This is a genomic window from Cyclobacterium sp. 10D3-21, assembly GCF_055809755.1.
In genome coordinates this window covers 6,374,541-6,401,400 of sequence record NZ_CM147924.1, presented here as the reverse complement: position 1 = coordinate 6,401,400, position 26,860 = coordinate 6,374,541, and the positions used below count along the sequence as shown (strand labels likewise).

Genomic DNA, 26,860 nt, shown 5'->3' with positions numbered 1-26,860 from the left:
CTATTCCTCCTATTTAGTTTTTCCGCTATGGAAGAATTAAAAGCACAGGAAAGAAAAACTGTTTTGCAGTTGGATCCAGGGGAAAATAATCCCCGAAACAGTGAAGGAGATTTTATTCGCTTAAAAGATGGGCGAATCATGTTTATTTACACCCATTTTACGGGCAAATCCGCTAGTGATTTTGGTAGTGCTTTTTTGGCAGCCAGGTATTCTGAGGATGATGGGGAAACTTGGACTGATGAAGACAGGACCATCGTTCCAAATGATGGGAGAATGAATGTCATGTCCGTTTCATTACTTAGGCTTCAGGATGGAAATATCGCACTGTTCTATGCGCGTAAAAACGGTTTAAGCGATTGTAAACCTTTAATGCGAATTTCTAAAGATGAAGGAGAAACCTGGTCAGCACCTACATCTTGTATTACAGATAGAGAAGGATACTTCGTTCTTAATAATAACAGGGTACTCCAATTGGAAAATGGCAGGTTGATAATGCCTGTGGCCTTACACAGAACTTCGGAAGGAGAAGATTTCAACGAAAAGGGCCGGTTATTCACTTACTATTCAGATGACAATGGCGCAACCTGGAAGTCAGGAAAAGAGGTAAAAAATCAAAACAATATCGTCTTTCAGGAGCCTGGTTTGGTTGCCCTGAAAAATGGACAACTGATGATGATCATCCGTACTGATGATGGGGTGCAATATTCCTCCTATTCAAAAAACTTAGGAAAGAAATGGACCCCCGCAAAACCTACAAATATTTCATCTCCGGTCTCTCCGGCTACTATCGCAAGGATTCCTTCTACAGGAGATTTGTTGATGGTCTGGAATAACAATGGAGTTAAGGAAGGAATGCAAAAGGGGAAAAGGACCCCATTGAATATTGCCATTTCTAAAGATGAAGGTAAAACCTGGGAAAGCGAAAAAGTTTTGGAAGACGATCCTGATGGCTGGTATTGTTATACAGCCATTCATTTTGTAAATGATGATGAGGTCTTACTCTCCTATTGTGCAGGGGATAGACCAGCAGGAACAGGACTTTCCGTAACCCGATTAACCCTTTTAGATTTGGATTGGGTTTACGGTGACTAAGTAATTCAGAAAGTTATTGAGTCCTGAAATATAGTTGGCCAGCATAAATTTAATGCAAAGATGAACCTATTAGTTGTACTGTTTTTATTAAAGTTATTACCATCGCCGGTAGTGGATACTGTTTTCAATGCCAACTTCGAAAAGACAATTGAAACAGAAACAGTTTCGTCGATGGGGGATAAGCTAAAAATTGTCGCTTTTGGGAACTCAATAACAGCAACTCGAAATACCATAGAGCAGGTTTTTGCGCAAAGGTTGCCTTCACTCCTTTTAGAGAAAGGCATTGCCGCAGAGGTGATTAATTCTGGAATTCCTGGAAGTCATACTGGAAGCATTAAGGAACATGATTTATTCAAAATTAAACATGGTATGGACAGATTCGAAACGGATGTTTTGGCACATAATCCTGATTTGGTGATCATAGGTTTTGGTACCAATGATGCCCATATAGATGATGCCGGACCTGATGGAAAATCAAGGATCCCCTTAAAGTGGTACAAGCGGAACCTTAAATTCATGATAAAGGAGCTTCAGGCCCAAGGGGCAGATGTGATTTTAATAGCGCCTAATGGCCTAAGAGGTAAATATCCGGAATACCAGAATGTCAGGTTGAAACAATATGTAGAAGTAGTTAAAAAGCTATCAAATAGATACAAGATAGGTCTGGTAGACAATTTCAAGCTGTTTTCCGACTATTATAACAGTAAGGAAAATACAGCTGAAGAAATATTATTGGACGGAGTGCATCCCAATGATAAAGGGCATGCACTCATGGCGGAGGAAATAAGCCAGGAAATAGTTAGAATTAGAAAGTTAAAAAATCAATAAAAAGGATGGCTGAATTATTTTCGACGCATGTGATCAAGTCGGCTTCAAAAGGTCCAACTGGGCTGATAATTGCTGGAGTCCATGGGGATGAATACCAACCGGTATTGGCCGTGATGAAATTGATCGAGCAGTTGCAGGGAAGCCTAATTGCAGGTACAGTTACCCTTGTGCCCATTACCAATAGAAATGCTTATTTTTCCGGAGCACGTGTAGGCGAAGACAATCTGGATCTTGCCAGGACTTGTCCTGGAAATACAGAAGGGACGGTTACAGAAAAAGTTGCTGCTGAAATTAGTGAGCTGATCAGGAAAGCAGATTTCTTTATTGATATGCATACGGGAGGCAACTTGTTTGATATTTCGCCCCTTTCTGGATATATGCTGCATCAGGATTCCGCAGTTTTGGAAAAGCAGAGAGCCATGGCAACGGCTTTTAATTTGCCGATTGTTTGGGGAACAAGTCCTGAATTGGAGGGAAGAACTTTATCGGTGGCTAGAGATGCCAATGTGCCGGCGATTTATAGTGAGTATAGAGGTGGTGACTACCGTACTGAAGGTGTGGGTAGTCTGGTGTCTGGGTGTTTGAATGTTTTAAAGTACTTTGGCATGTTGAAAAATAAAGTCACCCTTGATAAGCCTAAATACTTTATTGAAGACCATAAGCCGGGAAGTGGGCATTTGCAGGTGATGCATCCTGCCCCTGAAGAAGGGTTGTTTGTCGCCACTGTTAATTTGGGAGACCTTGTTACTGAAGGTGACATATTGGGCTACCTATTAAAAGAGAGTGGGGAAAAAGGAGCAGCTATACCGGCACAAAAATCTGGGCTGGTATTTTTAAAGCGGGCAGTTCCTATGGCAAAGGCAGGAGATGCCCTTGCTGGAATTTTACCAATACAATAAATAGCATTAAATGAAAAGTGAAGAGGAATACAAGCCTAGGGTAATTATTGTTACCGGTGCTTCCAGGGGCATAGGCAAGGCAATTACTGAAGCTTTTGTTGCCAATGGTGATTTTGTTGCCATGGTTTCAGAAAACGAAGATGAATTGCAGGCCGCAGCGGATTCCCTTTCTAAACCAGAGAATGTTTTGGTTTTGGATGGAGACCTGGCCATAGATGATTTTGTGGATGAAATCGTGGAAGCGACATATAGTAAATGGGGCAAAATTGATGTATTAATTAACAATGCAGCCTGGAGAACCATTGAGACTTTAAATACTATTTCCAGAGAAAATTGGGAAAAGACCTTAAAGATCTGTCTCACCTCTCCGGTGTTTCTGTCAAAATTGGCGGCAAAAAAGATGGCGTCTGGAAGCAAGGGGGGAGTAATTGTCCATCTGAGCAGCGTGATGGCAGAAAGAGCAGGAGGTTCTAGCCCAGCCTATATTGCTGCAAAAGGGGCTCTATTAAGTTTAACCTATGAAATGGCAGCTTTATATGGGCCATCAGGCATCAGAGTAGTAGCGGTTTGCCCTGGGAATGTAACCACGGCCATGAGCAGTAATTTCAAAGACACGGAAGGCATTGATGTGAGTCAAAGCCTGGTGGATGAAATGGAAGACATGACACCATTGCAACGAAGTGCCTCTCCTGAGGAAATCGCCAACGGCGTTTTCTGGCTGGCATCAGACAATGCCTCTTTTGTAAATGGGACCTCATTGGTTATCGATGGAGGATTTGCCCATAATTTCAACAGTTATAAAATCAAGAACCTACAATTCCCCAACGAATTTTGAAAGGAATAAGCAAATACACACCGTTATTAAATTTACCCCTGGGAATAGCACCATTTTCATTGGGGGAGGGGAATACACCCTTGATTAAATCCAGGCAGATTGGCCCTGATTTGGGTTTTCCGAACCTTTATTTCAAACTGGAATCCTCCAATCCTTCCGGTTCCTACAAAGACCGTTTTGCTGCATTTGCTATAGCAGATGTTTTGGCAAACAAGGGCAAAATTTGCTTGGCTACCTCCAGTGGAAACACTGGCGCGGCACTCGCTGCTTATGCCGCTGCAGCAGGTATTCCCTGCAAAATTGCGATCGTAGATGGAGCGCCTGAAGGTAAATTAAAACAAATGAGGGCTTATGGCGCCTCTTTGTATGTTATCAAAGATTTTGGCAAAAACAGTGAAGTAAGTGAGAGGATATTTGAGAAGCTAGGTGAAGTAGCTGTCGAAAACAATACTCGCTTACAGGTAAGTGCTTTTAAGTACAGTCCAATTGGGATGACAGGCGTACAAACGATAAGTTTTGAGCTGGCAGAAGATCTTGAGCATGTGGACAATGTATTTGTCCCGTCTGGTGGTGGAGGCTTGGCCTTGGCGATTGCCAGAGGCTTTCAAACATGGAAACGCCAGCATGCAATTTTTGAAGTGCCTAGTGTGCATTGTGTTCAACCCGATGGAAATGACACGATCGCCGGAAACCTGAGAAATGGCTTGGAAGAAGCCAAAGCTGTAACAAATGCCACTACTAAGGTGAGTGGGCTTCAAGTGGCGAATGTAATAGACGGAACGGAAACCTTAAGAGAATGCAAGGCAACCGGTGGAAATGGTTTCCTGGTCAGTGATGAAGAAACCTTTGAATGTCAGCGATTATTGGCAATCAAAGAAGGGATATACACAGAACCCGCGGGTGCGGTAGCTTTGGCGGGATGGATGAAAGCGGTAGCCGCTGGTGAAGTGGATAAAAATGCCAATGCAGTTTGTATCGTTTCTGGAAGTGGTTTTAAAGACCCGGATGCCGTTGAAGAGTTGATTGTCCACAACCCGGTAAGCTATTTAAGTAGTTATAAAGAAATGGATCAATATTTTGCAGTATAAAAGATAAATCAATTAAATATGTATGAAAATTTAAAAGGGGTATGGCCAGCAATGCTTACTCCAATGGATGGCAATGGTCGTCCTGAATTTAAGCAGTTAGAGAAGTGGGTTGATGTTTTAATAGCTCAAGGTGTAGACGGATTGTATCTACTTGGATCCACAGGTCAAGGATTTTTGCTAAGTGAAGCGGACAGAAACAAAGTGACTGAGATTACTGCAGATGTCAATGCAGGCAGAGTGCCAATTATTGTGCAGGTAGGTTCCATGACGACACATGAGTCAGTGCGTTTGGCCAAGCAGGCTGCAAAGTGCAAAGTAGACGGTATTTCCTCTGTTGCTCCTGTTTATTACGGCCCTACAGACGGAAGTTCAGGGATGGCATTAGAACATTATGGGGCGATAGCTACCGCTACGGATTTGCCTTTCTTTCCTTACCAATTGGGTTCTACCAGTTTTTCAGACGGATTGAGTGGATTTGTAAATAAACTACTCAAGATGCCTAATATGGTGGGCATGAAATTGACTACCAATAACCTTTTGGAGATAAGTACCATTTCTTACAGTTCAAAAGGTAAGTTGGTGCTTTTTAGTGGAGCAGATGAATTGATGTGCCATGCAGTTTTATGTGGTACTAATGGCGCTATTGGTTCTTATTATAATGTTTTCGAGCCTGAGTGTAAACATGTCCGAGATGCATTTATAAAAGGGGATGTGGCATTGGCAACAGACTTCATGCTGGTTTTTCAAGAGGTAATTGCTGAAACCTTACCAAATATCTGGACTTTCTTTAGACAAGCCATTCAAATGAGGTATGGAGTAGATATTGGGGCTTCTATAGCGCCCGTTGGCAATACCAATAAAGTTTGGGAAGACAAGAAGGTGGAAGAATTGATTGATAGAGTTGTAAAAGCGGCAAAAATAGATGCTTAAACTCGGAATAGGGTAAAACTCCCATTACATAGGGAAATCACATGAAAATCTGGCGTGTAATCTGTTTTTTATGTGGTTTTACCATTCATCCTGAAGAAAATTCAGGACGAATTATTTTGAATAAACTGGGTTAAAAATAATATATGACTGATCAGATTTGTAAATTGTATTAAAATCCACCCGATTAAAATCAGGGCAAATCAAATCTCAGAAAAAAGATTAATAAATTATGGTAAATAAAGAAGTTATTTCAGGCGAAGGTGTTCCAAGTAGTCCATTGCCTTTTTCTCCAGCACTCAGAGTAAACAATATGGTCTTTGTTTCTGGCCAGGCTTCTGTCGATGAAAACGGGAAAATTGTCAACGACACATTTGAAAATGAAGTAAGAAGATCTTTTGACAACGCTAAAAAAATTCTAGCAGCAGCTGGTTTAGATTTTAGTGATGTAGTTCAGGTGAGAAACTACGTAGGAAACCAAGAGGACCTGGCGGAATTTAACGCCATTTATAAAGAATACTTTCAAGCACCTTTCCCTGCTAGAACTACCTTGATTGGTTGTTTAGGTACTTTGTTAAAGTTTGAAGTTGATTTAGTTGCTTATGTCAAATAGTAAGAAAAAACGTATTGGTATAATTGGTGTTTACCATGAATCAAACACCTTTTTGGACCAACAGACAACTTGGAAGGATTTCGAAAATGGCCACTTATTGTATGGACAGGATGTTATAGATGAATACCGGGATGCCTTTCATGAAATAGGCGGGATGGTGTCGATCTTAAGCGCTGAAGAGGACATAGAACTTGTTCCCTTGTTTTATGCTGAAGCTACTCCAGGTGGAATAATTGCAGAAGAAACAGCTATTCGTTTAATCCAAGAGGTGGAGCGAACCCTAAAGGAAGCGCCTCAATTAGATGGTTTAATGGTAGTGCCTCATGGTGCAGGTGTCAGTGTTCCTTATCTGGATTTTGATGGCCATTGGTTAAAAATGGTTCGGGAAATTCTGGGGCCAGATCTCCCTATTATTGGCACAATTGATCCGCATTGCAATCTAAGTAAAACCATGGTGGAAGCGGTGGATGCGCTTGTTGCTTACAAGACCAATCCTCATGTAGACCAAAGAGATGTAGGTAAATCAGCTGCCATCTTGATGGTGGACACCCTTAAGGGCGAGATAAAGCCTGAAATGTTTCTGATGCAAACGAAGGTTGCGATAAGCATTGAGATGCAGCATACTGGATCAGATCCCTGCAAAACCTTATTTGCCTTTGCCAGAGAAATTCAGGATGATCCTGGCGTTTTATCTACAAATGTTGTTTTGGGATTTCCTTATGCTGATGTTCCAGAAATGGGGACCAGCTTTATTGTGATTACCAATAACGATAAATATCTGGCAGAGAGTAAAGCAAATGTTTTAAATGATTATCTGCTTAAAAATCACCAGGATTTCTCAGGAAAGAAAATAGGCTTGGAAGAATTGCCGGCGCATATCGACAAGGCTGAAAAACCTTTGCTGATATTGGACATGGGAGACAATGTCGGTGGCGGTTCACCTGCAGACAGCACCTTTCTTCTTGATGTTTTGGAATCCTGTTCTGGAGTGAAAAGTTTCGTGTGTATCTATGATCCAGAAGCAGTAGCTGAATTAAAATCGGTCAATCCAGAAGGGTATTACACTTTAAATGTTGGTGCAAAAACAGACAAATTACATGGTGAAACCATGACTTTGGAAGTAAAGTTGGAGGACATTGTAGATGGGAAGTTCACCGAGAAAGAACCAAGGCATGGTGGGCAGGTCAATTTCAATATGGGAGAAACTGCCATTGTGACCAGCAAATCCGGCAATACCATTATGCTTACTTCTTTGCGGATTGTTCCATTTAGTCTTCAGCAATTGCTTCATTTTAATATTGACCCATCGTCCTTTGATGTATTGGTGGCCAAAGGGGTTAATGCGCCATTGGCAGCATACCAGTCTGTTTGTAAAACGATTTTAAGAGCCAATACGCCTGGTGTTACAAGGGCAGACATGGCAAGTTTGACTTACAAGCACCGAAGAAAACCTTTGTTTCCATTGGATAAAATATAAGTTAAATGATAGAAGGAAACCACATTCACCAGAAGCTCCCTGATCCCAATACCATCCAGCCTGAAATCATGTTGGAGCTGGAATATTATACAGAGGGTCCAGTTTTAGGGAATGATGGTTTCCTTTATTACACTGACCTGGCTGGTGAAGGGATTTACCGGTATCAAGCTGAAAAACCCAAACTGTGGGCCAAAGGAAAAAGGCCCAATGGACAAGCAATCATGGCCAATGGAGACCACTTGCTCTGTGACAGTTTGTCGTCCAGAGTTATAAGATATGATCACGAGGGGGGATTAATAGGAGATGTATCCCCAGCTCAGATTAATGGAGTGACGATCAATTGCCCCAACGACATCGCGGTTCATACAGATAAAGGTTTCTATTTCACTGATTCTATAAGGCACAATGGGGGTGTTTATTTTGTAGGTTGGGAGGGGGAGGCCTATGCTGTTGCCACTGGCATTGATTTTCCAAATGGGATTGTGTTCCACAAAGAAAAAAATGTCTTGTACATCGCCGAAAGCTATAAAAACAAGATCCTTAGAATCAACCTCAACCTGCCCGCTACAAGTGACGATTACCTGACGGTTTTGGCCACCCTGCCATTTAACAATGAAAATAGGGAAACAGGAAACCTACCCGATGGATTGGCAATGGATAGAGAAGGTAGGATATGGGTTGCTCATTACGGCATGCAGGCCATTCAGGTGCTTTCGTTAGAGGGAGAATTACTTGCTAGCTACGATTCGGGTATTCCACTTACCAGCAACCTTTGCTTTGCAGATGGCTATCTCTGGATAACTGGAGGAGTAGGTGAACCAGGTCCAGGTAAAGTAAGCAGAATCAATATTGGAATTGAAGGTATGCCATTGAATTGAATAGAAGGAACCAAAGGAAAAATGATAGGGATTGGAATTATAGGTGCGGGAAATTTTAGCTCAAGACATATTGAAGCCATACAAAAAATCCCCTCACTTAAACTTAAGACCATTTGTAGAAGAGATGCAGCTTCTTTGTCTATACTTACTGATAAATACAAGCTAAAGGGAGTTTCAGATTACCGCGAATTGTTAGGCGACTCAGAGATAGATGCTGTCCTTATTGCCACGCCTCATCATTTGCATACAACGATTGCACTTGAGGCCGCGGCCGCTGGAAAGCATATTTTGCTGGAGAAGCCTATGGCTTCAACTTATTCAGATTGTAAAGCCATCTATGAGGCTTGTGATAAATCAGGCGTAAAGTTAATGATTGGGCATGTGGCTCAATTTTCCCCTTCTTTTATTGCGGCAAAAACGGCTATCTCCTCTGGGGAAATTGGGGAAATATACATGGCCAAAGCGAGCTCAATATCTTTTTGGAAACATGGCGATCGGAAGGATTGGCACTTGAAGAAGGCTTCTGGTGGAGGATATTTGCTCACTGTAGCCATCCATCAATTGGATGCCATGTGCGCTTTGATCCCTTCTGATGTCAGCAGTGTTTCTGCCAGAATGACCAATGCTTTTCATGAAGATGAAGTAGATGATGGAGGGGTGATTTTGCTGGATTTCAAAAACGGGCAGAAAGCTTCCCTGCATTACTCAGGATTTAAAAATGGCGTGAATGATATCTGCATCGATTTTAACGGAAGCATGGGCAGTCTTAAAATTGACAATACCAAAGGTACTTTCTTGGGGAAAGATCAAAATTACCAACTTCTTCCAAATTCATATTCCGAGGATTGGATGAATGAAGCTTTGGTCAATCAATGGGAGGAGTTTTCCAATGCTATAATGGAAAACCGAGAACCAATTGCTTCTGGTAGACATACTATAAAGGTCATGGAAGTTTTATTTGCAGCCTTTGATTCTGCTTCATCAGGAGAGCCTATAAGGCTAAAATAAATTAAAAATAAATAATATAATTAAAATAAAAATGCACTCAACCCTGGAAAAATACTTATTGATCACCCTATTTTTTATTCTTGTAGTTTTTCAAGCAGTTGGTAAAGAAGTGAGATGGGAGGAATTGCCTGCTATTCCAGACAAAGAGGGATTTGCTGGAATGTTTGCGGGTGTGAGTAATGGTGCGTTATTGGTAGGTGGTGGTGCCAATTTCCCAGAAAAGAGACCTTGGGAAGGTGGAGAGAAAGTGTGGTATGATGAGATTTATTTCATGGAAAATACTAAGACAGGATGGACAGTTGCGGGACAAAAGTTACCACAACCACTGGCTTATTCTGTTTCAGGGACTTATAAGAATAAGGTTTGGATTATAGGAGGGAATGATGCCAAAGCCCATAGCAATTTGGTCATTGGCCTGGTTTTCCGCAACGGAGAAATTGTTCTGGAAAATGATTACCCACAGCTTCCAGTTCCATTGGCAAGCATGACAGGAACAATTCTGGATGGGGTGTTTTATGTTTTAGGAGGGCAAAAGACCCCTACTGGCCTTGCAGAGACTAAATTCTATTATCTTGATTTAAAGAAAAGCAAAGCAGAGATGAAATGGGAAGAAGGACCTGCATTTCCTGGTATGGCTAGAATACAGGCAGTGGCCGCTTCACATAAAGATGCATTTTATATTTTTAGTGGTTTTGGGCTGTATAAAAACACAGACCAAAGTTTAGGCAGGACCTTGTTAAAGGATGCTTATCGATTTATTCCTGGAGATCAACCTGCACAAGGAATTTGGGAGGAATTAATAGATTTGCCTAGAGGCGTTGCTGCAGCACCTTCGCCAGCATTCAGTTTGGGTGGAGACCATATTTTGATCCCCGGTGGCCTGGATGAAAAAACATTGATGCATACTGATCCTGCAAGTCATCCTGGCTTTTTAGATAAAATGTTGGCTTACAATACCAATTCTGAGGAATGGGTGGAAATGGGAGACATGCCAGAGGGAACTTCCAGAGTCACTGCTCCTTCAACTTACTGGGAAGGTTATTGGGTAGTCCCTAATGGCGAAAAAGGCCCAGGAGTTAGGTCTCCTAAAGTGATGGCTTTGAAGATACAAAATCCTTTTGGATGGGCCAACTGGACTACTTTGGGGGCTTATCTTGCTTGTATGCTTGGAATTGGTTTCTACTTTTCTAAAAGAGAAAATACAACAACGGAATATTTTTTAGCAGGCAAGCGCATACCCTGGTGGGCTGCAGGATTAAGTATATATGGCACGCAATTAAGTGCCATCACCTTTATGGCGGTTCCTGTCATTGTATATGCCACCAATTGGCGTCTGGCTGTAGGATCCTTTATGATATTGGCGATTGTCCCTTTAATCATTAAATATTACCTGCCTTTTTTCAGGCGGTTAAACATCACTACCGCCTACGAATACCTGGAGTTGAGATTCGATATCAGGGTTCGGCTTTTAGGGAGTTTGACCTTTATTTTACTTCAACTTGCCCGAATGGGAGTTGTGCTTTACCTGCCAGCAATAGCGATTTCGTCGGTAACCAACATGGATATTTTTCTATGCATTGCGATAATGGGGGTGTTCAGCACGATTTATACTGTTTTGGGTGGTATGGAAGCCGTGATTTGGACAGACGTAATACAGGTTGTGGTATTGTTAGGAGGAGCGCTTCTATCCATATTCATTGCAATAGCCAATATCGATGGAGGTTTTTCTACTGTTATTGAGGTGGGAATGGAATTCGAGAAGTTTAAGTTTATAGACTGGTCATGGGATTATACGCAACTTGTTTTTTGGGTAGCCATTATAGGGTTTTTCTTTTTAAATTTAATCCCTTATTCTTCAGATCAAGTAGTGATTCAGCGATACCTGACTGTAAAAGATGAAAAAGAGGCCGCGAAAAGTTTGTGGACAAATGGTATTATCACTATACCAGGGATATTTTTATTTTTTGGCTTGGGAACCGTTCTTTTCGTTTACTACCTCACCAATCCAGAAAAGATAGGAAGTGCTAATCCTGAAGAACTCTTGCCTTACTATATAGTAGCTGAACTTCCTGTAGGAATAGCAGGTTTGGTGATTGCTGGAATCTTTGCGGCGAGTATGTCTTCCCTGGACAGTAGTATGAACAGCATTGCCACTGCCTATATTACAGACATTCACAAGTATCTAAAGCCTGGGCTTAAGGATCGTCAGTACCTAAAGTTGGCCAAGACTGTCACGATTATAATGGGGGTTTTTGGCACCCTAACCGCCGTTTGGATTGCGGCTACAGAGGTGGGTTTTATTTTTGATTTGTTTCAAAAATTACTGGGGATGATTGGTGGCTGCCTTGCAGGGGTTTTTATTCTAGCGATATTCAGTCAAAGAGCCAATTCATTTGGAGTGATCATTGGGACGCTCTCAGGTGCCGGAATTACTTTTTTGGTCAGCAGATTTACAGAGGTTAATGGATACCTCTATGGTGCTATTGGTGTGATAAGTTGCGTAGTTATTGGTTTTGTTTTTAGTTTAATCTTCCCAAACAGTAAAAGTCAGCCCGAGGGGCTTACCTATAAGTCAATGGTTAAAAAGTAAACTTTTGATGGTTAGTGACGGTCTTTATATTTTAAATGGTGTCAAAATGGCAGTTTGCTATGCAGTTTGAGATCAGTATGATTGTGATGCAATGGTTTTATATGCCCTGTATTTAAAAGGTATTGCGTATATAGTTTTATTTGACCTGTGTCATAATGACGCAAAAATTTGTTTTTTCTATTGACTACTACTTTTCTTTATTTGCTATAGTCTATGGAGCCTATTGGGTAGGCTAAATGAGGGGATAGTTATTAGTAAATCTTGAAGGGATGCCTGATAACGGTGCTGAAAAAGGCTGATTTTCTTGTGTTTACGCAATTTTTTGAGGGAAGGCATAACAGGCTAGAATTTGCTTTGTTGTGCCATTAGCGTTAATAAATCAAGGTTTTTTTGACCTGTTTTAAATATATTATGAAATAAAACCTACCTTAAATTAACTTTTTCTCAGGGCATATTGTTGTTAATGAGTTGCAGGGTAGTTGCTTTCTTTGAAATGAAGGTAATGTTTATTTGGTTTTTGAGGTTTATTTAAGAATATGCTGAAAGAAATACATCTTTTTATGTTAAATGCTGTTAAATAGCTAACCGAAAACTCAACTGGCATCGTTTTAGAAGTAACATAAGAAATAATATTTCGTGTTGATTGATTTAATTTAAAAGAAAGGTATACAATGAATAAAAAACAGTTTTTCCTGGGAATCGTGCTCGCTTCTTTAATAGGAGGTTTTGTGGCAGTTCTTGGTGTAGGGTTTTTACAAACCAATCAAGATTCTACAAAAAATTTTACTGAAAAGCAAAACACCAGTTTGGTGAATTGGCTTAATGATGACAAGTTTGTGATTCCTGAAGGAATTAATTTTGTGGCTTCAGCAGCTCAAGTTACACCTGCTGTAGTACACGTAAGAAGTACAGTAACCATGGGTAAAAGCCAGCAAGGTGTGGATCCAATGGAAGAGTTATTTGGTTTCAGGTCTCCAAGAGGTGAGGCCACCCCAAGAGAAGGCAAAAGTACTGGATCAGGTGCAATTATATCTGAAGATGGCTATATTGTGACCAATAATCACGTGATTGACAATGCTTCAAAGGTAGAGATAACCTTAGAAGATAACAGGAGATTTACCGCAAGGGTAATAGGGGCAGATCCAACGACAGACCTTGCATTGCTAAAGATTGAGGCCAATAATCTGCCTTTTATTCCCTTTGGAAACTCGGATGAGGCTCAAATTGGAGAATGGGTTTTAGCAGTAGGTAACCCATATGAATTGAATTCAACGGTAACTGCAGGCATCATTAGTGCGAAGTCAAGGAATATTGGAATTCTTCGAGACGAGAGCAATATGCAGGTAGAATCTTTTATTCAGACCGATGCTGCTGTAAACCCTGGGAATTCGGGTGGACCACTGGTGAATCTTAACGGAGAGATCATTGGGGTCAATACAGCAATAGCCTCAAGAACAGGTGGCTTTAGTGGGTATTCATTTGCGGTTCCAAGTAGCATTGCGAAAAAAGTAATGGATGATCTTTTAGAATTTGGTACTGTGCAAAGAGGCTTACTTGGTGTAATTATCAGAGATGTAAATGCTGACCTTGAAGCAGAAATCGGTGAGGAAGTCAAAGCAGACAGAGGTGTATTCGTTGCGGAAGTTAAGGAAGGTAGTGGAGGAGAAGAAGCTGGTTTGCAAAGAGGCGATATTATCATTGGTATTGATGGAGCAGATACCTACACTACTTCTACTCTTCAGGAAAGAGTAGCAAGGAAGCGACCTGGTGACAAAATTAATGTTAAATTCCTTCGTGACGGCAAAGAAATGACTGCAATGGCTACCCTTAAGAATGTATCTGGTGATACAAAGGTGGTGGTTAAAGTAATTCCAAAAATCACTGAGTTTGAAGGAGTAGTCTTTGAAGACTTAAAAGTAGAATATAAAGAAAGGCTTGAACTCGAAGGAGGAGCAACTATTGCTTCCATAGATAACAAGTTATGGAAAGATGCAGGAGTTCAAGAGGGCTTTATTATCACTAAAATCGGTAGGATTAAAATTCTTTCCGGAGAAGATGTGATCAATGCGCTTAAAAAGTATGAAGGTGAGGATATAATCATTTTAGGAGTTTATCCAAATGGACAGCGCTCTTATTATGAGCTAAGTCTTTAATCGGTTTTAAAATAGAATCTACTTGCTTACAATATATGGCCACCTAAAAGAGGTGGCCTTTTTTTTGCTTAAAGTCTTAGGTTAAATTAGATTATCAAAAAAAATGAACAGCAACATAAACGATTTTCCTAAAATGAAAATGATCAGTGGCTAATTGAGATTTACGAAAGTTTTTACTCAGCTACATTATTTTCCTTTAGTCCTATGGTAAACAATTCTCCTTGAGAGAGAATGCGCCTTAAACTTGACAGAAGTTAATTTGTATTAATAAAGCAAGCCTGCTGGTGAAAGTAATCTTAAAAAATCCTTCTCTTTCAATTTTTTTTAAAGATAAAATCATTTCATCCCAATCTGCGAACCTTTTGGACAGATCCGAGAATAGTGTGTAAAAGTGGCATGACATGAAATAAAAAAAGCCTTATTAAAAGGCTTGATGTGGGAGTTGAGGGATTCGAACCCCCGACCCTTCCGATGTAAATCGGAATGCTCTGAGGGATTATGGTTTGAGATTAATAAGGTCTAGTATCTTCTTTCGGCTTTTCCATTTTTTAACTTCTCGCTCTCTGGCAAAGGCTTCCTCCTTATTTTCAAAGCTTTCAGAATAAACAAACTCCCAGTCACCTACCCCGCCGGTAAATCCCTTCTTATGGTTTGAATTATGTTTGCGAACCCTTTCCTTAAGGTCATCACAGGTTGCGCCGATATAAAAACGGTTTTTAATGCCGGAAAACAATATGTAAAAATGGCATGACATGAAATAAAAAAAGCCTTATTAAAAGGCTTGATGTGGGAGTTGAGGGATTCGAACCCCCGACCCTCTGCTTGTAAGGCAGATGCTCTGAACCAACTGAGCTAAACTCCCAATATATTAGTACTGTTTGAAAGACATATGAGTTGAGATTTCGTTCTTTGACCCTTCCGATTAAAATCGGAATGCTCTGAACCAACTGAGCTAAACTCCCAATATATTAGTACTGTTTGAAAGACATATGAGTTGAGATTTCGTTCTTTGACCCTTCCGATTAAAATCGGAATGCTCTGAACCAACTGAGCTAAACTCCCAATATGCTTTTAACAACTTGTATTGTTAAACCGGTACTTTTACCGGAAATGTGATTTATAATTATTGTGGGAGTTGAGGGATTCGAACCCCCGACCCTCTGCTTGTAAGGCAGATGCTCTGAACCAACTGAGCTAAACTCCCAATATTTTAAATTAATTTTAGGTTACTTTTAACCTCTTAATTATTCTTTTTTCAACAAATTAACCTAGCGGTATGAAGTGCACTTAAAGCAATTGGTAGTGGTAAATCACCCGATTTGGATTGCAAATGTAGGGTTAAATTTTAATGTTGCAAAAATTAACCTGGTTTTTTTCAATTTAAATTGCTGGTAAAGCTTTTTATAAATCAATATATAGAATTCACGATATTAACACGTACATTTTAGTGAAAATTAAGGTAACCTTTACTCCTATATGGTGCAATAGAATTCATTGATGTTTTACAAGCTTAAGCACTTTATCGATATAGGAGTTATTTCTTCTAGATTTCTTTTGTAAAGGATGATTAATTTGCCCATTTTTAGGATTAAAATTGGATCAACTATTAGGCTTTCTACTCTCTGTTAGAAGTCAGGGGTAGTACTTGCCACTAATTATCAGGAAATGATGACAATGGCCCTTGGCTGAATTTCGGGACACATGCAGGTTCTGCAGGTGGTTTGAGAGAAGGGAAGGGCACCAGTTTTGAAGGCGGGCAGCGAGTGCCGTGCATCGTGAAATGGCCCAAAAGAGTCCCAGAAGGTGCCATCAATAATAAATTGGCTTCCACCATCGATTTTTTCCCAACTTTTGCGGAAATTCTGAACGTGCCTTTACCGGAAAGAATAATTGACGGCGTAAGCATACTGGCATTATGGGAGAATATACCGAATGCCAATCCAAGGGAAACGTTTAACTATTATTACCAAAAAAATGCTTTGGAGGCAGTGCGAAAAGGCCATTGGAAACTCGTATTTCCACATATTCACCGTACTTATGAAGGGTCTTCTCCTGGTAAAGATGGTGTGAATGGTGGGACAAGACAGGTAGAAACAGATTTGGCCTTGTACGATCTCCGAAGAGATCCTGGAGAACGCTATGATGTTAAAAAAGAATACCCTCAAATTGTAGCGGAACTGTCATTATTGGCAGATGAAGTGCGCACAGATATGGGGGATGACTTGATGAAAATACCTGGAAAAAACAGGCGTGAACCTGGTAGAATTGAAACAATTAAACAATAAATACAATGAATTTTTGTAAACTAAAATTAATCTTTTACATGGCTGCCATTGTCTATATGGCCGTAGGATGTAATACCAAAGTGGAGGAAAATACGGATGAAAAACCACCCAATATCCTCTTTATCATGTCAGATGACCATGCTTATCAGGCCATCAGTGCTTATGGACATGATTTGAATGAAACACCGAATATAGACAGGATAGCGAATGAAGGCGCCATCTTTACAAGAGCCACTGTAACCAACTCCATTTGTGCCCCTAGTCGGGCGGTTCTTCTTACTGGCAAACACAGTTTTGTCAATGGTAAGGTGGACAATGTGCAGCCCTTTGATTGGAATCAGGACAATTTCCCGAAGCTATTTCAAGCGAATGGATACCAAACAGCTTTGATCGGAAAGATCCACCTGGATGGATTGCCTCAAGGTTTTGATTACTCCATGGTTTTACCTGGTCAAGGAAATTATTACAATCCAGACTTTTTGGTAGATGGTAAGCGAACAAGGTTTGAGGGTTATGTGACCGACATTACCACAGATGAAGCCTTAAAATGGTTGGAAACTGGAAGGGATAAAGAAAAACCTTTTGCATTGATGTACCATCAAAAGGCACCTCATAGAAACTGGAAGCCTGCAGAAGAATACCTGACATTGTATGATGATAGGGACTTTACACCTCCTGCCAACTTCTTTGATCAGGAAACCAATTATGCTGGTAGAGGAACTGCTGCCAAGACACAAGAGATGGAAATAGATGGACATGCCCGATGGGGACATGATTTTAAAATGGAAGTGGACCCTTATGGTGACAGTACTGGTTTTGCCAATGAATTAAAGCGTTTTAATCCAGAACAACTGGCCAAGTGGAAAGCAGCCTATGACCCAAAAAATGAAGCTTTTAAAAAGGTTTTTGGACAAGGAGATGAGGCTACTTTTAGCAATGAGAAAAAGAGGGAAATTGCGCACTGGAAATTTAACCGTTACATTAAAGATTACCTGAGAACAATCAAGTCAGTAGATGATGGTGTAGGTGAAGTACTTGATTATTTGGAAGCCAACGGTTTGGCTGAGAATACTATTGTAGTCTATACTTCTGATCAAGGTTTTTACCTGGGAGAACATGGCTGGTTTGACAAGCGTTTTATGTATGAGCAATCTTTCAGAACGCCTCTTTTGGTTCGTTATCCAAAAGAAATTAAAGCGGGTACCAAAATTGATAAACTGGTTCAAAACCTAGATTTTGCGCCTACCTTCCTGGATTATGCGGGTGTTGATACCCCGAAAGAAATGCAGGGAGAATCTTTCCGGAAACTGGTAAGTGGAGAATCAGGGGAATGGAGAGATGCTGTCTATTACACTTACTATGAGTATCCTTCTGTACACATGGTAAAGCGTCATTATGGAGTAGCCACAGATCGCTACAAATTGATGCATTTCTATTATGACATTGACGAGTGGGAAATGTATGACTTGAAAACAGACCCTTCTGAGATGAACAATGTGTATGACGATCCGGAATATGCAGAGGTAAGAACCATGATGCATGAAAGACTGAAAGGACTCCGTGAAAAATATGGAGACAGCAACGAAAACGATAAAAAATACCTGGAGGCTTATATGGAAGCGTACAATAAAAGACGCAACTAGGTTAAGGTAATTTTTGCTATTATTGGCAAAAAGGGCCTATTGAAAGAAGCCCCTGCAAATGAGTAATCTCTCTTTGCAGGGGCTTCTTTGCTTTAACCCAGATCCTAAGATATCGATTGGCAACGTTTTGAAGCTAACTTAGCTTGAGATTTTGTCAGCATTGTTGCTGAAAAAAAAAGCAACAATACCGCCAAAATCGTATTTTATATAATTATCTAATCCAAGGGCTGCCGCCCTTGGCTACAAAAATTCCACCCCGTTGGGGTTTTTTGGATTTATTAAATTTTATAGCTTAACATCAGCATAGAATGTAATGTTAAGCTATAAAAAGATAGATGGAATCGAAGTTTTCTTTTCGTACCCTATATTTACTTACTTTAACCTGAAATTCATCCCGGCTCTTGCCCATCTCCCCGGCATTTGCACGGTTCCGGCTTCTACGTAATCCGTATTGCTAATATTCGAAATCTCTGTGAAAAAGCTGAATTTTTTCAGGCGATTATAATCCAGACGGGCGTCAAATAAGAAGTAGGGGTCTAAGCTCATCCTTTCTATATACCTCATTTTAGCAGTAAGTTCGAAGCTTTCTTTAAAGGTTAGTTGCAGACCTGTGATTAGCTGATGACGGAGTGCCGTTAAAGAATACCTGGTTTCTATCCCTTCTTTCTCTATAAGGTTGGCATCTATATAGTTATAACTGATACTTATTTCCTGTAATTTTAAATCCTTTTGCGTATCAGCAAATTGGTACTGTATCCCTGTTTCTATTCCCTGAAAAGTGACCTCGTTAAAGTTTTGTGGCTCCCACGGGGATTCAGTATCGGCCCTGGTCCATTCAATCAGGTTGTCAGTATGTCGGTTAAAATACACCACTTCTGCTCTAAACCCTTTTTTGGAAATTTTGAACCCACCTTCATAATTGATTGCTTTTTCAGGCTTCAGGTCTTCATTGCCTATATTGGTGGGGCCAACATAATACAAATCAGTATAAGTAGGGATTCGGAAGCTCATGCCGAAATTGGCATAGGTTCTCAACCATGGGTTGAGTTGATAACCCACCTCAGCTCCCGGGAAATGTTTCCATCCATATTCTGAATAATAATTGGAATAGAGCCCTGCCCTTACGTCTCCAAATTTTGAAAAATTCAATCGATGTTCCAGAAAAGCACCCATGATGGTTCTTTCTCTTAAGCCCAGATTATTGCTGTCTATATCTTCCTGTCTTCCTTCTACCCCATATCCTAGCGTACCAAAATCAGTGTCCTGACGGCCATTGATTTCAATGGCATAAACATTGGTTGTATGTTGGTTTTGAAAAAAGGAAGGATCATTCCTTACCAACCTGAATTCATCTTTGTTACTTCTCCAATAAGCCCGTGTCTGAAGATAAGTATTGCCTTTTTCTAGTGTATGACTGATGGCTGCCAGGCTGGTTTGGGTGCTTTCCCATTGTTCAGGGAAAGAACTTGTGTAAAAACCATTGGCCCCAAAATCCCTACCCGCAAATGACAGAATGGTTTTTAATTCCTGGGAATTTGTCAAGGCTAATCCAGCTTCATAGAAGAGGGTATTGATGGAATAATCGCTATTGTGCCAATGTCCATCGCTGGCATCATGAGCAACTGATATGTTTTGTTTGAACTTTCCGATTGGTAAGGACGCTTGAAAAGAGCCACCTCTCATGCCAAAATCACCCCCATAAACGCCGCCTTGCAGGTTGAAACTATCAGAAAGCTCTGTGACAATGTTTATTGCACCAGCATAGGCATTTTGTCCGTATATTCTGGAAGCAGGGCCTTTGAGTACATCAATTCTCTGAACACTGGACAATGGCACCGGGATATTGACCATGTGGTGCCCTGTTTGTGGGTCTGAAAGTTTAATCCCGTTGACCAACATAAGGGTCTGCTCAAAAGAACCACCTCGAATGCCTATGTCTGCCTGCACACCACTCACGCCCCTTTGCCTAACGTCAATACCGGGCGTAAAAGACAGGATTTCCTGAAGGCTTCTTCCTGGAGTTGTTTCAATTTCCTTTCTGTGGATAATACTTATGTTTCTGGAACTCTTGGAAAAGGGGATTTTCATCCTATTCTCCTTAATGATTACTTCTTCTAAGGTATGCGTGATGCTGTCATTTTGGGCCAGTGTGGTTAATGCACTGAGCAAAAGAAAGCTTAATAGTAGGCAGTGTTTCATATTAATAGTTATTTGCGGCCCAAAGTACTCTTCAAAATCTTAGAAATACAAATCCGAAGATCGTAGTCGTTCAACACAGCAAACTTATAGTTCTAATTAATAGCCCTGTGTTTTGCGGTATAAACTTTTAATTTTCACCTAATTCTAAGCCTCTCTTTGTCTTAGGTAGTGCAAGATAATGAACGAATAATACCTGTGAATTCCTTTTTGTTACTCAATTCTTTTAATTTAGCAAAAAAAAGAATTATGAAATATAATCATCTAAGCAAATGGCTGGTTGTAGCCCTTATGTTTTCCAGCAATTGGGTTTTGGGCCAGGTGACAAGCAATAACCAGAGTGAATTCAATGAATTTACTTATAGACAAGGTTCAGCCTATAGGGCCGCTTCGGGAAAGCCAGGGCCAGACTATTGGCAAAATGGAGCCGATTATATAATAGCTGTTACTATTGATGAAGACGAGCATACAGTGGTTGGCAAGGTAGACATTACCTATACCAACAATAGTCCGGAAAACTTGCCATTTATTTGGCTTCATCTAGAGCAAAATAGGTTTACAGCAGATTCTAGAGGAACACTTACTACACCTATTCAGGGCAATAGGTATTCGGGAGACATTGATGGTGGCTTTAAGGTCAATAATGTAACTGCAAAATTGAGTAAAAGAGGAAGTATAGCTTCCTCAAAACATATTATCACGGATACAAGGATGCAGGTGTTCTTCAATGAACCCATTCCTGCTAACGGTGGAGAAGCCACTGTTTCCATGAATTTTGAATTTAAAATTCCGGTGAAAGGAATGGATAGAATGGGTAGATTGAAAGTGGCTGATGGCACCATTTATGCGCTGGCACAATGGTATCCAAGAGTAGCTGTTTTTGATGATGTGGAAGGGTGGAACATTGACCCGTATCTGGGCGCTGGTGAATTTTACCTGGAGTATGGAGATTTTGACTATAAAGTGACGGTACCCTATGACCATATTGTGGTTGGTTCTGGTGCGCTTCAGAATCCCAAAGAAGTGCTGAATGGGACCTTATTGGAGCGGTTGGAGAAGGCCAACAATAGTGATGAAACTGTTTATCTAGTAAAACCTGAGGAGGTTTTAAAACCAGAATTGACAAGGCCGAAACAAGAGGGAACGCTTACATGGCATTTTAAAATAGAAAATTCAAGGGATGTTGCTTTTGCTTCTTCCAAGGCTTTTATCTGGGATGCAGCAAGAATTAATTTACCTGGGGGTAAAAAGGCCATTGCGCAATCTGTTTATCCTAAAGAGAGTGACGGGCAGGATGCGTGGAGCAGGTCTACCGAGTACAGCAAGGCATCTATCGAGCACTACTCCAATAAATGGTACCCTTATCCATACCCTGCGGCAGTTAATGTCGCGGCAGACATTAATGGTATGGAATACCCTGGGCTAAATTTCTGTAGCTATAAAAGCAAAGAAGGGTCGCTTTGGGGGGTAACAGACCACGAATTTGGACACAATTGGTTCCCTATGATTGTTGGAACAAATGAAAGACGCTATGCATGGATGGACGAAGGGTTCAACTCTTTTATAAATCACTACAGTTCAGAGGTATTTAATGAAGGTGAATATGGTTCGGACTTGCAGCAAACCAGGAAATATGTAAACTGGTTAACCAGCGAGGATCGAGAGGGAATCGATACTTATCCAGATGTTGCCAATACTTCAAATTTAGGAATGATTGCTTATATGAAGCCTGCCATTGGTCTTTTGCTTTTGAGAGAGTATATTTTAGGCGAGGAGCGTTTCGACAATGCCTTTAAAGCCTATATAGATGCCTGGGCTTACAAGCATCCTCAGCCAAACGATTTCTTCAATGTCATAGAAAATGTAGGGGGTGAAAATCTTTCCTGGTTTTGGAAATCATGGTTTTATGGCACCGGGAATATTGACCTGGCCATAGAAAATGTAGTGCCATACGGGAATGATCAGGTGGTAATTCTAAGCAATAAAGGCGGAGTGCCGATGCCTGTGAAATTAGGGCTTACCTATGCTGATGGTAGCAAGGAAAGAATAATGTTGCCTGTTGAAATATGGCAGAGGGGAGACAATTGGAATTATCAACACAAATCCAATAAGCAACTTGTTGGGGTAGAAATTGACCCGGACAAAATACTTCCAGACATTAATATTGGGAATGACAAATGGCCGAGTGAAATTTATAAAAAGTAATTAAAAAAGGAGGGGCTATTTAGCACCCTCCTTTTTTAATTGTTTGGTATTATTAATAATAAGAGACTATTTTTTACTTAAAAATCATCATTAATTTCTATCCAATAGCCGTTTGGGTCTTGAAAGAATATTTGTCGGATACCATCCGGACGGAGATTAACCTTCCCGTTACTGCCTTTTGAATCCCCAAAAGGTACTTGATGTTTATTCAATTTTTCCATAAAACCTTCCAGGTCTTTTACGCAAAAACATATATGGTTGGTTCGATCTACAAGTTGTTCTTTCCAAGGCTGTTCTCTTGCTATTACATGTACAGATAGTCCATGACCAATGTCAAACCAAGTGTGTAAGTGATCTTTAAAGGGGTCCTCAATTTTTTGAAGTCCAATAACTTCACTGTAAAATTTATTGGTTTCAATAAGGTTTCGTGCGTAAATGGCGTAATGATTAAATTTAATTAGGGCAGATTCACTCATAAGGAGTAGCGGGTTAGGGTTAAACCTGTATTAATTTTGTTCAAGGTAAAATTACTAGGACACAAAAAAAAGCCGAGGGAATAATTCCCCCGGCTTTTTTGATGATAAAGTAATTATTCTTTAAAGAAAGCCAAAGCCCCTGCATTGTCCAGCAGCTTAGTAGCTTGTTGGTAAATTTCATTGACCTCGTTGATCACCTTGTAAAAGGCGTCGTCATCGTAGATGTTTCTAGCCATATGGGCCTTAAGGAGAATCTTTAAATAGTCTTTCGATTTAGAAAAGTCCTTTTCATTGAACTTCACTTTGTATTTCTCTCCTGTTTTGACCAAATCACTTAGCATCGCATCCGTAATTTCGAAGTCTTTGTTAAATGAATCAAAAGGCATTTTATCAAACTTCTTTTTATTCATATCCAGGTAATCCAAGATGTATTCTCTCCATGACTCTGAGCTAAACAACCTGTTGACATAAGAGCTTGACATGCTCGTATCCATGGGGACAAAGTAATCAGGCATGATACCTCCTCCGCCATAGACGGTTCTTCCTTTTAAAGTTTCGTATTTCAAGCTGTCGTTAAAGTCTATGCTGTCAGCACTAAAGAATTCACCATGCTCTAGTCGATTGTAATAATCCATGGCATAATCTTCTTCGCTCTCACCGTAAGGTTTCTGAATGGATCTTCCAGAAGGAGTGTAATACCTGGCAATGGTAAGTCTTAATTCAGCACCATCCGATAAATCTATAGGCATCTGGACAAGTCCTTTGCCGAAAGATCTGCGGCCAACAATTAGCCCTCTATCATTGTCCTGAATGGCACCGGCCACAATTTCAGAGGCAGAAGCACTGCCTTCATTTACCAAGACTATTAATGCCCCTTCTTCAAATGCGCCGGGGCGTACTGCAAATGCTTCCTGATTGTATCTATCCAGTTTTCCTTTTTGAGACACAATTACGGCCTTGTCTTTCAACATTTCATCTGCAATATTTATGGCCGCTCCCATATAACCTCCAGGATTTCCCTGAAGATCCAATATTAAACGCTTCATTCCCTCTCCTTTCAACTCCTGCAAGGCGCTTCTAAATTCTTCATGGGTATTGGCGGCAAATCGGGTTATCTTAATATAACCTGTTTCACCGTCTATCATGTAAGTGGCGTTCACACTGTATTGCGGTATTTTATCTCGGGTAATATTAAAGTCCAGAAGGTCTGATTCGCGCTTTCTTTTAATGGCAATTTCTACCTGACTACCTTTAGGGCCACGCAATAAATCAAATACATCCCTATTGGTGATCCCGGTGCCTGCGACTGTGGCTCCATCTACTTTAATGATTTGATCTCCAGAAAGTAAACCTATTTTCTCGGAAGGTCCACCGGTAAGTGGGGATACCACATATATGGTGTCTCTTAAAATTCCAAACTCAATGCCTATTCCATCAAATTCTCCTTCTAGCTGAGATTTTGCCAAGGCAGCATCTTTAGCAGGGATATAACTGGAGTGTGGATCAAGCTTTCCTAACATTTTTTCAATGCCAAATTCCACCAACTCATTGGTATCTACACTGTCCACATAATCCCTGTTAATATAGGTAATGATCTCCTGCAATTTATAAATTGCTGATTTCAGATCATTTCTATCCGAGGATGGTTCTGCAAACGTCGCTCCTATCCAAATACCTGCCGAAATACCCAAAGCCAGGAAAATTGGTAGTCTTATTTGTGATTTTGTATTCTTCTTTATGCTCACGTTATTCCTGTTTATTTTTTTATGCAAAGAAAAGCATCGTTTAATTTAATCGTTTTTCGCCAATTTTACAATTAAACACGTATTACAGGCGTTTCGTTTAGATAAACGTAATATTTTTAAAATCGGTGCGCTAACTTACTTTTTTTACATTTATTTCTTTTAATTTTGTGTTAATGCACTCTTCCGAAAACAAACATATAAAATCCATTGCAGAATTGGTTACTGAAAACCATGTTTTAGCTGAAGTATTGCACTATTTTGGAATAAGTTTTTTTCATCATGAGCAACACTCCCTGAAAGAGGTATGTGCCAAATACAATGTAAACCCCTCTCAGGTAATTGCTGAATTGGAAGATTGGGCTACTAGAGTGGAGCCAACTTCGGATGAACTTTTTCTTCATCCGATAGGCGTTTTGGTAGGCTACCTAAAAAAGAAGCACAGGCATTTTATAAGGCAGGCACTGCCTTTCCTTACGAGCATGGTGGAGGGAATTGAAATGGAGAAGACTCAAAAAAGTCTCATAACCGACCTGAGACTTATGTTCCCACTGTTTGTTGACGACTTTATTCATCACATTCACGAGGAGGAAGACACCCTATTCGAAAGGATTGCTTATTTGCATGAAATCGAAAATGGTTCGGTTCCATTGTCAGAAGGCGTTAAAGTATTTGCCCTACCATCCATTCAGAAGATGGCAGCTGAGCATGATGCACATGACGATGAAATGAAGGGGATAAGGAAACTCACGAATGATTACCAGATTTCTAATAGCGCAAGTGTTTCTGTGAGGATCTTGTACTATGAACTTCAAAAGCTCGAAAGTGAATTAATGATACATGCCAAAATTGAAAATGACCTGCTTTTCCCAAAGGCAGTAGAGCTTGAACGGGAAGTTTTAAGAAAACTTCGTTTGCAAATTAAGCACAATTGATGGGCAGGGTTCTGGCCATTGACCTGGGAACTAAGCGTACTGGCTTAGCCGTTACTGATCCTTTGGTGATTGTAGCAAGTCCTTTGGAAACTATACCTACACACCAATTGTTGGACTATCTAAAGAATTACACAAGTAAGGAAGAGGTCTCAACAATAGTTTTGGGATGGCCCAAATCCTTGGATGGCACAGATACGAACATGACACAACCTGTCGTATCCATGGAGAAAAGATTAAGAAAAACATTCCCTGATATAAAGGTTGAATTGGTGGATGAGCGCTTCACCTCCAAAATGGCCATGCAATCCATGATTAGCATGGGTAGCAAGAAGAAAGATAGAATGGAAAAAGCGGGCAATCTGGATAAAATTAGTGCCGCTATAATTTTACAAACATATTTAAATAGAAAATGATATACCCTATAGTAGCTTACGGTCACCCGGTTTTAAAGAAAGAGGCAGAAGAAATTCATGAAGGTGAAGATGTTAGCGGGTTAATTAGGGATATGTTTGATACCATGGGCAAAGCCAATGGTGTAGGTCTTGCTGCCCCTCAAATTAATAAGGGAATACGTCTTTTTGTCCTGGACAGTAATCTGATGTTGGACGAAGAGGATGAAGAGAAAGGCATAAGAAAAGCTTTTATCAATCCCATAATTCTTGATGAATATGGAGACAAATATCCTTTTGAAGAAGGATGCTTAAGTATTCCAGAGGTTAGGGCAGAAATAACCCGGCCTGAAAAATTGACCATTGAGTATTTTGATGAAAACTGGAACCTCAAAGAAGAAGAGTTTACAGGGATGACTGCACGGGTAATCCAGCATGAATATGATCACCTGGAAGGGATCCTATTTGTGGATTACCTCAAAGGCCTGAAAAGGAGAATGGTGAAAGGGAAATTGGTGGACATAAGCAAAGGCAAAGTGTCTACTGATTACCGCATGCTTTACCCCTGATTTCAGGCTGAATTTTTTTTCATTTAAAGGTT

General features: G+C 40.3%; 22 protein-coding genes and 2 tRNA genes. 18 read left to right on the top strand and 6 right to left on the bottom strand.

The annotated features are described in order from the left end of the window. Positions 1 to 27: 27 nt before the first annotated feature. The 12 genes from AC0L7T_RS24935 to AC0L7T_RS24880 all read left to right on the top strand — a co-directional run bounded on the left by AC0L7T_RS24935 (position 28) and on the right by AC0L7T_RS24880 (position 14,388). Entirely contained in the window at positions 28 to 1,092 is a 1,065-nt protein-coding gene (locus AC0L7T_RS24935) for a sialidase family protein (RefSeq protein ID WP_473339208.1), read from the top strand. Positions 1,093 to 1,152: 60 nt separating this feature from the next. Then, a complete protein-coding gene (locus tag AC0L7T_RS24930; protein ID WP_473339207.1) occupies positions 1,153 to 1,920 on the top strand; it encodes an SGNH/GDSL hydrolase family protein in 768 nt (255 codons plus the stop codon). A 5-nt stretch (positions 1,921 to 1,925) separates the two neighbouring features. Continuing rightward, on the top strand, positions 1,926 to 2,819 hold the full coding sequence (locus AC0L7T_RS24925) for a succinylglutamate desuccinylase/aspartoacylase family protein (RefSeq protein WP_473339206.1): 894 nt from the start codon (positions 1,926 to 1,928) through the stop codon (positions 2,817 to 2,819). 10 nt (positions 2,820 to 2,829) lie between these two features. Next, the gene (locus tag AC0L7T_RS24920; protein ID WP_473339205.1) at positions 2,830 to 3,654 is read left to right on the top strand and encodes an SDR family NAD(P)-dependent oxidoreductase; all 825 of its coding nucleotides are present in this window, start codon (positions 2,830 to 2,832) and stop codon (positions 3,652 to 3,654) included. Beyond that, a complete protein-coding gene (locus tag AC0L7T_RS24915) occupies positions 3,651 to 4,742 on the top strand; it encodes a threonine synthase (RefSeq protein ID WP_473339203.1) in 1,092 nt (363 codons plus the stop codon). The genes AC0L7T_RS24920 and AC0L7T_RS24915 overlap by 4 nt, the downstream gene beginning before the upstream one ends. Before the next feature lie 18 nt (positions 4,743 to 4,760). Continuing rightward, positions 4,761 to 5,672 carry a dihydrodipicolinate synthase family protein gene (locus AC0L7T_RS24910; protein ID WP_473339201.1) on the top strand — a complete coding sequence of 304 codons (912 nt, stop codon included), beginning with the start codon at positions 4,761 to 4,763 and terminating at the stop codon, positions 5,670 to 5,672. A 229-nt stretch (positions 5,673 to 5,901) separates the two neighbouring features. Continuing rightward, positions 5,902 to 6,282, top strand: coding sequence for a RidA family protein (locus AC0L7T_RS24905; protein ID WP_473339200.1), 381 nt, complete (start codon positions 5,902 to 5,904; stop codon positions 6,280 to 6,282). Beyond that, positions 6,272 to 7,759, top strand: coding sequence for a M81 family metallopeptidase (locus tag AC0L7T_RS24900; RefSeq protein WP_473339199.1), 1,488 nt, complete (start codon positions 6,272 to 6,274; stop codon positions 7,757 to 7,759). Before AC0L7T_RS24905 ends, AC0L7T_RS24900 begins: the two co-directional genes overlap by 11 nt. A 5-nt stretch (positions 7,760 to 7,764) precedes the next feature. Next, a complete protein-coding gene (locus AC0L7T_RS24895) occupies positions 7,765 to 8,637 on the top strand; it encodes an SMP-30/gluconolactonase/LRE family protein (protein WP_473339198.1) in 873 nt (290 codons plus the stop codon). A gap of 21 nt (positions 8,638 to 8,658) precedes the next feature. Further along, entirely contained in the window at positions 8,659 to 9,645 is a 987-nt protein-coding gene (locus AC0L7T_RS24890; protein WP_473339197.1) for a Gfo/Idh/MocA family protein, read from the top strand. A gap of 31 nt (positions 9,646 to 9,676) precedes the next feature. After that, complete coding sequence (locus AC0L7T_RS24885) at positions 9,677 to 12,235, top strand: sodium:solute symporter family protein (RefSeq protein WP_473339196.1); 2,559 nt, start codon at positions 9,677 to 9,679, stop codon at positions 12,233 to 12,235. Positions 12,236 to 12,906: 671 nt separating this feature from the next. Then, entirely contained in the window at positions 12,907 to 14,388 is a 1,482-nt protein-coding gene (locus AC0L7T_RS24880) for a Do family serine endopeptidase (RefSeq protein WP_473339195.1), read from the top strand. 496 nt (positions 14,389 to 14,884) lie between these two features. On the opposite strand, the gene AC0L7T_RS24875 is transcribed toward AC0L7T_RS24880, so the two are convergent. The 3 genes from AC0L7T_RS24875 to AC0L7T_RS24865 all read right to left on the bottom strand — a co-directional run bounded on the left by AC0L7T_RS24875 (position 14,885) and on the right by AC0L7T_RS24865 (position 15,592). Beyond that, the gene (locus tag AC0L7T_RS24875) at positions 14,885 to 15,142 is read right to left on the bottom strand and encodes a GIY-YIG nuclease family protein (RefSeq protein WP_473339194.1); all 258 of its coding nucleotides are present in this window, start codon (positions 15,140 to 15,142) and stop codon (positions 14,885 to 14,887) included. Between the two features lie 33 nt (positions 15,143 to 15,175). After that, positions 15,176 to 15,250, bottom strand: a tRNA-Val gene (locus AC0L7T_RS24870). Between the two features lie 267 nt (positions 15,251 to 15,517). After that, positions 15,518 to 15,592, bottom strand: a tRNA-Val gene (locus AC0L7T_RS24865). 517 nt (positions 15,593 to 16,109) lie between these two features. On the opposite strand from AC0L7T_RS24865, the gene AC0L7T_RS24860 reads away from it, so the two are divergent. Both AC0L7T_RS24860 and AC0L7T_RS24855 read left to right on the top strand, forming a co-directional pair. Next, positions 16,110 to 16,673 carry a sulfatase/phosphatase domain-containing protein gene (locus AC0L7T_RS24860; RefSeq protein ID WP_473339193.1) on the top strand — a complete coding sequence of 188 codons (564 nt, stop codon included), beginning with the start codon at positions 16,110 to 16,112 and terminating at the stop codon, positions 16,671 to 16,673. Between the two features lie 5 nt (positions 16,674 to 16,678). Beyond that, a complete protein-coding gene (locus AC0L7T_RS24855) occupies positions 16,679 to 18,316 on the top strand; it encodes a sulfatase family protein (protein WP_473339192.1) in 1,638 nt (545 codons plus the stop codon). Between the two features lie 372 nt (positions 18,317 to 18,688). Here AC0L7T_RS24855 and AC0L7T_RS24850 read toward each other — a convergent pair whose 3' ends face one another. Then, a complete protein-coding gene (locus AC0L7T_RS24850; RefSeq protein WP_473339191.1) occupies positions 18,689 to 20,515 on the bottom strand; it encodes a TonB-dependent receptor plug domain-containing protein in 1,827 nt (608 codons plus the stop codon). Between the two features lie 246 nt (positions 20,516 to 20,761). On the opposite strand from AC0L7T_RS24850, the gene AC0L7T_RS24845 reads away from it, so the two are divergent. After that, positions 20,762 to 22,717, top strand: a complete 1,956-nt coding sequence (locus AC0L7T_RS24845; protein ID WP_473339189.1) for a M1 family metallopeptidase — start codon at positions 20,762 to 20,764, stop codon at positions 22,715 to 22,717. Positions 22,718 to 22,794: 77 nt separating this feature from the next. Here AC0L7T_RS24845 and AC0L7T_RS24840 read toward each other — a convergent pair whose 3' ends face one another. Both AC0L7T_RS24840 and AC0L7T_RS24835 read right to left on the bottom strand, forming a co-directional pair. Continuing rightward, complete coding sequence (locus AC0L7T_RS24840; RefSeq protein ID WP_473339187.1) at positions 22,795 to 23,193, bottom strand: VOC family protein; 399 nt, start codon at positions 23,191 to 23,193, stop codon at positions 22,795 to 22,797. Positions 23,194 to 23,306: 113 nt separating this feature from the next. Next, complete coding sequence (locus tag AC0L7T_RS24835; RefSeq protein ID WP_473339186.1) at positions 23,307 to 24,938, bottom strand: S41 family peptidase; 1,632 nt, start codon at positions 24,936 to 24,938, stop codon at positions 23,307 to 23,309. 173 nt (positions 24,939 to 25,111) lie between these two features. Between AC0L7T_RS24835 and AC0L7T_RS24830 the strand changes: the two genes are divergently transcribed. The 3 genes from AC0L7T_RS24830 to def are packed head-to-tail and all read left to right on the top strand — an operon-like array spanning position 25,112 to position 26,828. Next, positions 25,112 to 25,870, top strand: coding sequence for a hemerythrin domain-containing protein (locus AC0L7T_RS24830; RefSeq protein WP_473339184.1), 759 nt, complete (start codon positions 25,112 to 25,114; stop codon positions 25,868 to 25,870). Continuing rightward, entirely contained in the window at positions 25,870 to 26,283 is a 414-nt protein-coding gene (ruvX, locus tag AC0L7T_RS24825; RefSeq protein WP_473339182.1) for a Holliday junction resolvase RuvX, read from the top strand. The genes AC0L7T_RS24830 and ruvX overlap by 1 nt, the downstream gene beginning before the upstream one ends. Further along, on the top strand, positions 26,280 to 26,828 hold the full coding sequence (def, locus tag AC0L7T_RS24820; RefSeq protein WP_473339180.1) for a peptide deformylase: 549 nt from the start codon (positions 26,280 to 26,282) through the stop codon (positions 26,826 to 26,828). The genes ruvX and def overlap by 4 nt, the downstream gene beginning before the upstream one ends. The last annotated feature ends 32 nt before the right edge of the window (positions 26,829 to 26,860 follow it).

Excerpts from the sequence above, each read along its gene's own strand:
- AC0L7T_RS24935 (WP_473339208.1), top strand. The coding sequence starts at position 28 with ATGGAAGAATTAAAAGCACAGGAAAGAAAAACTGTTTTGCAGTTGGAT.
- AC0L7T_RS24930 (WP_473339207.1), top strand. The coding sequence starts at position 1,153 with ATGAACCTATTAGTTGTACTGTTTTTATTAAAGTTATTACCATCGCCG.
- AC0L7T_RS24925 (WP_473339206.1), top strand. The coding sequence starts at position 1,926 with ATGGCTGAATTATTTTCGACGCATGTGATCAAGTCGGCTTCAAAAGGT.
- AC0L7T_RS24920 (WP_473339205.1), top strand. The coding sequence starts at position 2,830 with ATGAAAAGTGAAGAGGAATACAAGCCTAGGGTAATTATTGTTACCGGT.
- AC0L7T_RS24910 (WP_473339201.1), top strand. The coding sequence starts at position 4,761 with ATGTATGAAAATTTAAAAGGGGTATGGCCAGCAATGCTTACTCCAATG.
- AC0L7T_RS24905 (WP_473339200.1), top strand. The coding sequence starts at position 5,902 with ATGGTAAATAAAGAAGTTATTTCAGGCGAAGGTGTTCCAAGTAGTCCA.
- AC0L7T_RS24900 (WP_473339199.1), top strand. The coding sequence starts at position 6,272 with ATGTCAAATAGTAAGAAAAAACGTATTGGTATAATTGGTGTTTACCAT.
- AC0L7T_RS24895 (WP_473339198.1), top strand. The coding sequence starts at position 7,765 with ATGATAGAAGGAAACCACATTCACCAGAAGCTCCCTGATCCCAATACC.
- AC0L7T_RS24890 (WP_473339197.1), top strand. The coding sequence starts at position 8,659 with ATGATAGGGATTGGAATTATAGGTGCGGGAAATTTTAGCTCAAGACAT.
- AC0L7T_RS24885 (WP_473339196.1), top strand. The coding sequence starts at position 9,677 with ATGCACTCAACCCTGGAAAAATACTTATTGATCACCCTATTTTTTATT.
- AC0L7T_RS24880 (WP_473339195.1), top strand. The coding sequence starts at position 12,907 with ATGAATAAAAAACAGTTTTTCCTGGGAATCGTGCTCGCTTCTTTAATA.
- AC0L7T_RS24875 (WP_473339194.1), bottom strand. The coding sequence starts at position 15,142 with ATGTCATGCCATTTTTACATATTGTTTTCCGGCATTAAAAACCGTTTT.
- AC0L7T_RS24855 (WP_473339192.1), top strand. The coding sequence starts at position 16,679 with ATGAATTTTTGTAAACTAAAATTAATCTTTTACATGGCTGCCATTGTC.
- AC0L7T_RS24850 (WP_473339191.1), bottom strand. The coding sequence starts at position 20,515 with ATGAAACACTGCCTACTATTAAGCTTTCTTTTGCTCAGTGCATTAACC.
- AC0L7T_RS24845 (WP_473339189.1), top strand. The coding sequence starts at position 20,762 with ATGAAATATAATCATCTAAGCAAATGGCTGGTTGTAGCCCTTATGTTT.
- AC0L7T_RS24840 (WP_473339187.1), bottom strand. The coding sequence starts at position 23,193 with ATGAGTGAATCTGCCCTAATTAAATTTAATCATTACGCCATTTACGCA.
- AC0L7T_RS24830 (WP_473339184.1), top strand. The coding sequence starts at position 25,112 with ATGCACTCTTCCGAAAACAAACATATAAAATCCATTGCAGAATTGGTT.
- ruvX (WP_473339182.1), top strand. The coding sequence starts at position 25,870 with ATGGGCAGGGTTCTGGCCATTGACCTGGGAACTAAGCGTACTGGCTTA.
- def (WP_473339180.1), top strand. The coding sequence starts at position 26,280 with ATGATATACCCTATAGTAGCTTACGGTCACCCGGTTTTAAAGAAAGAG.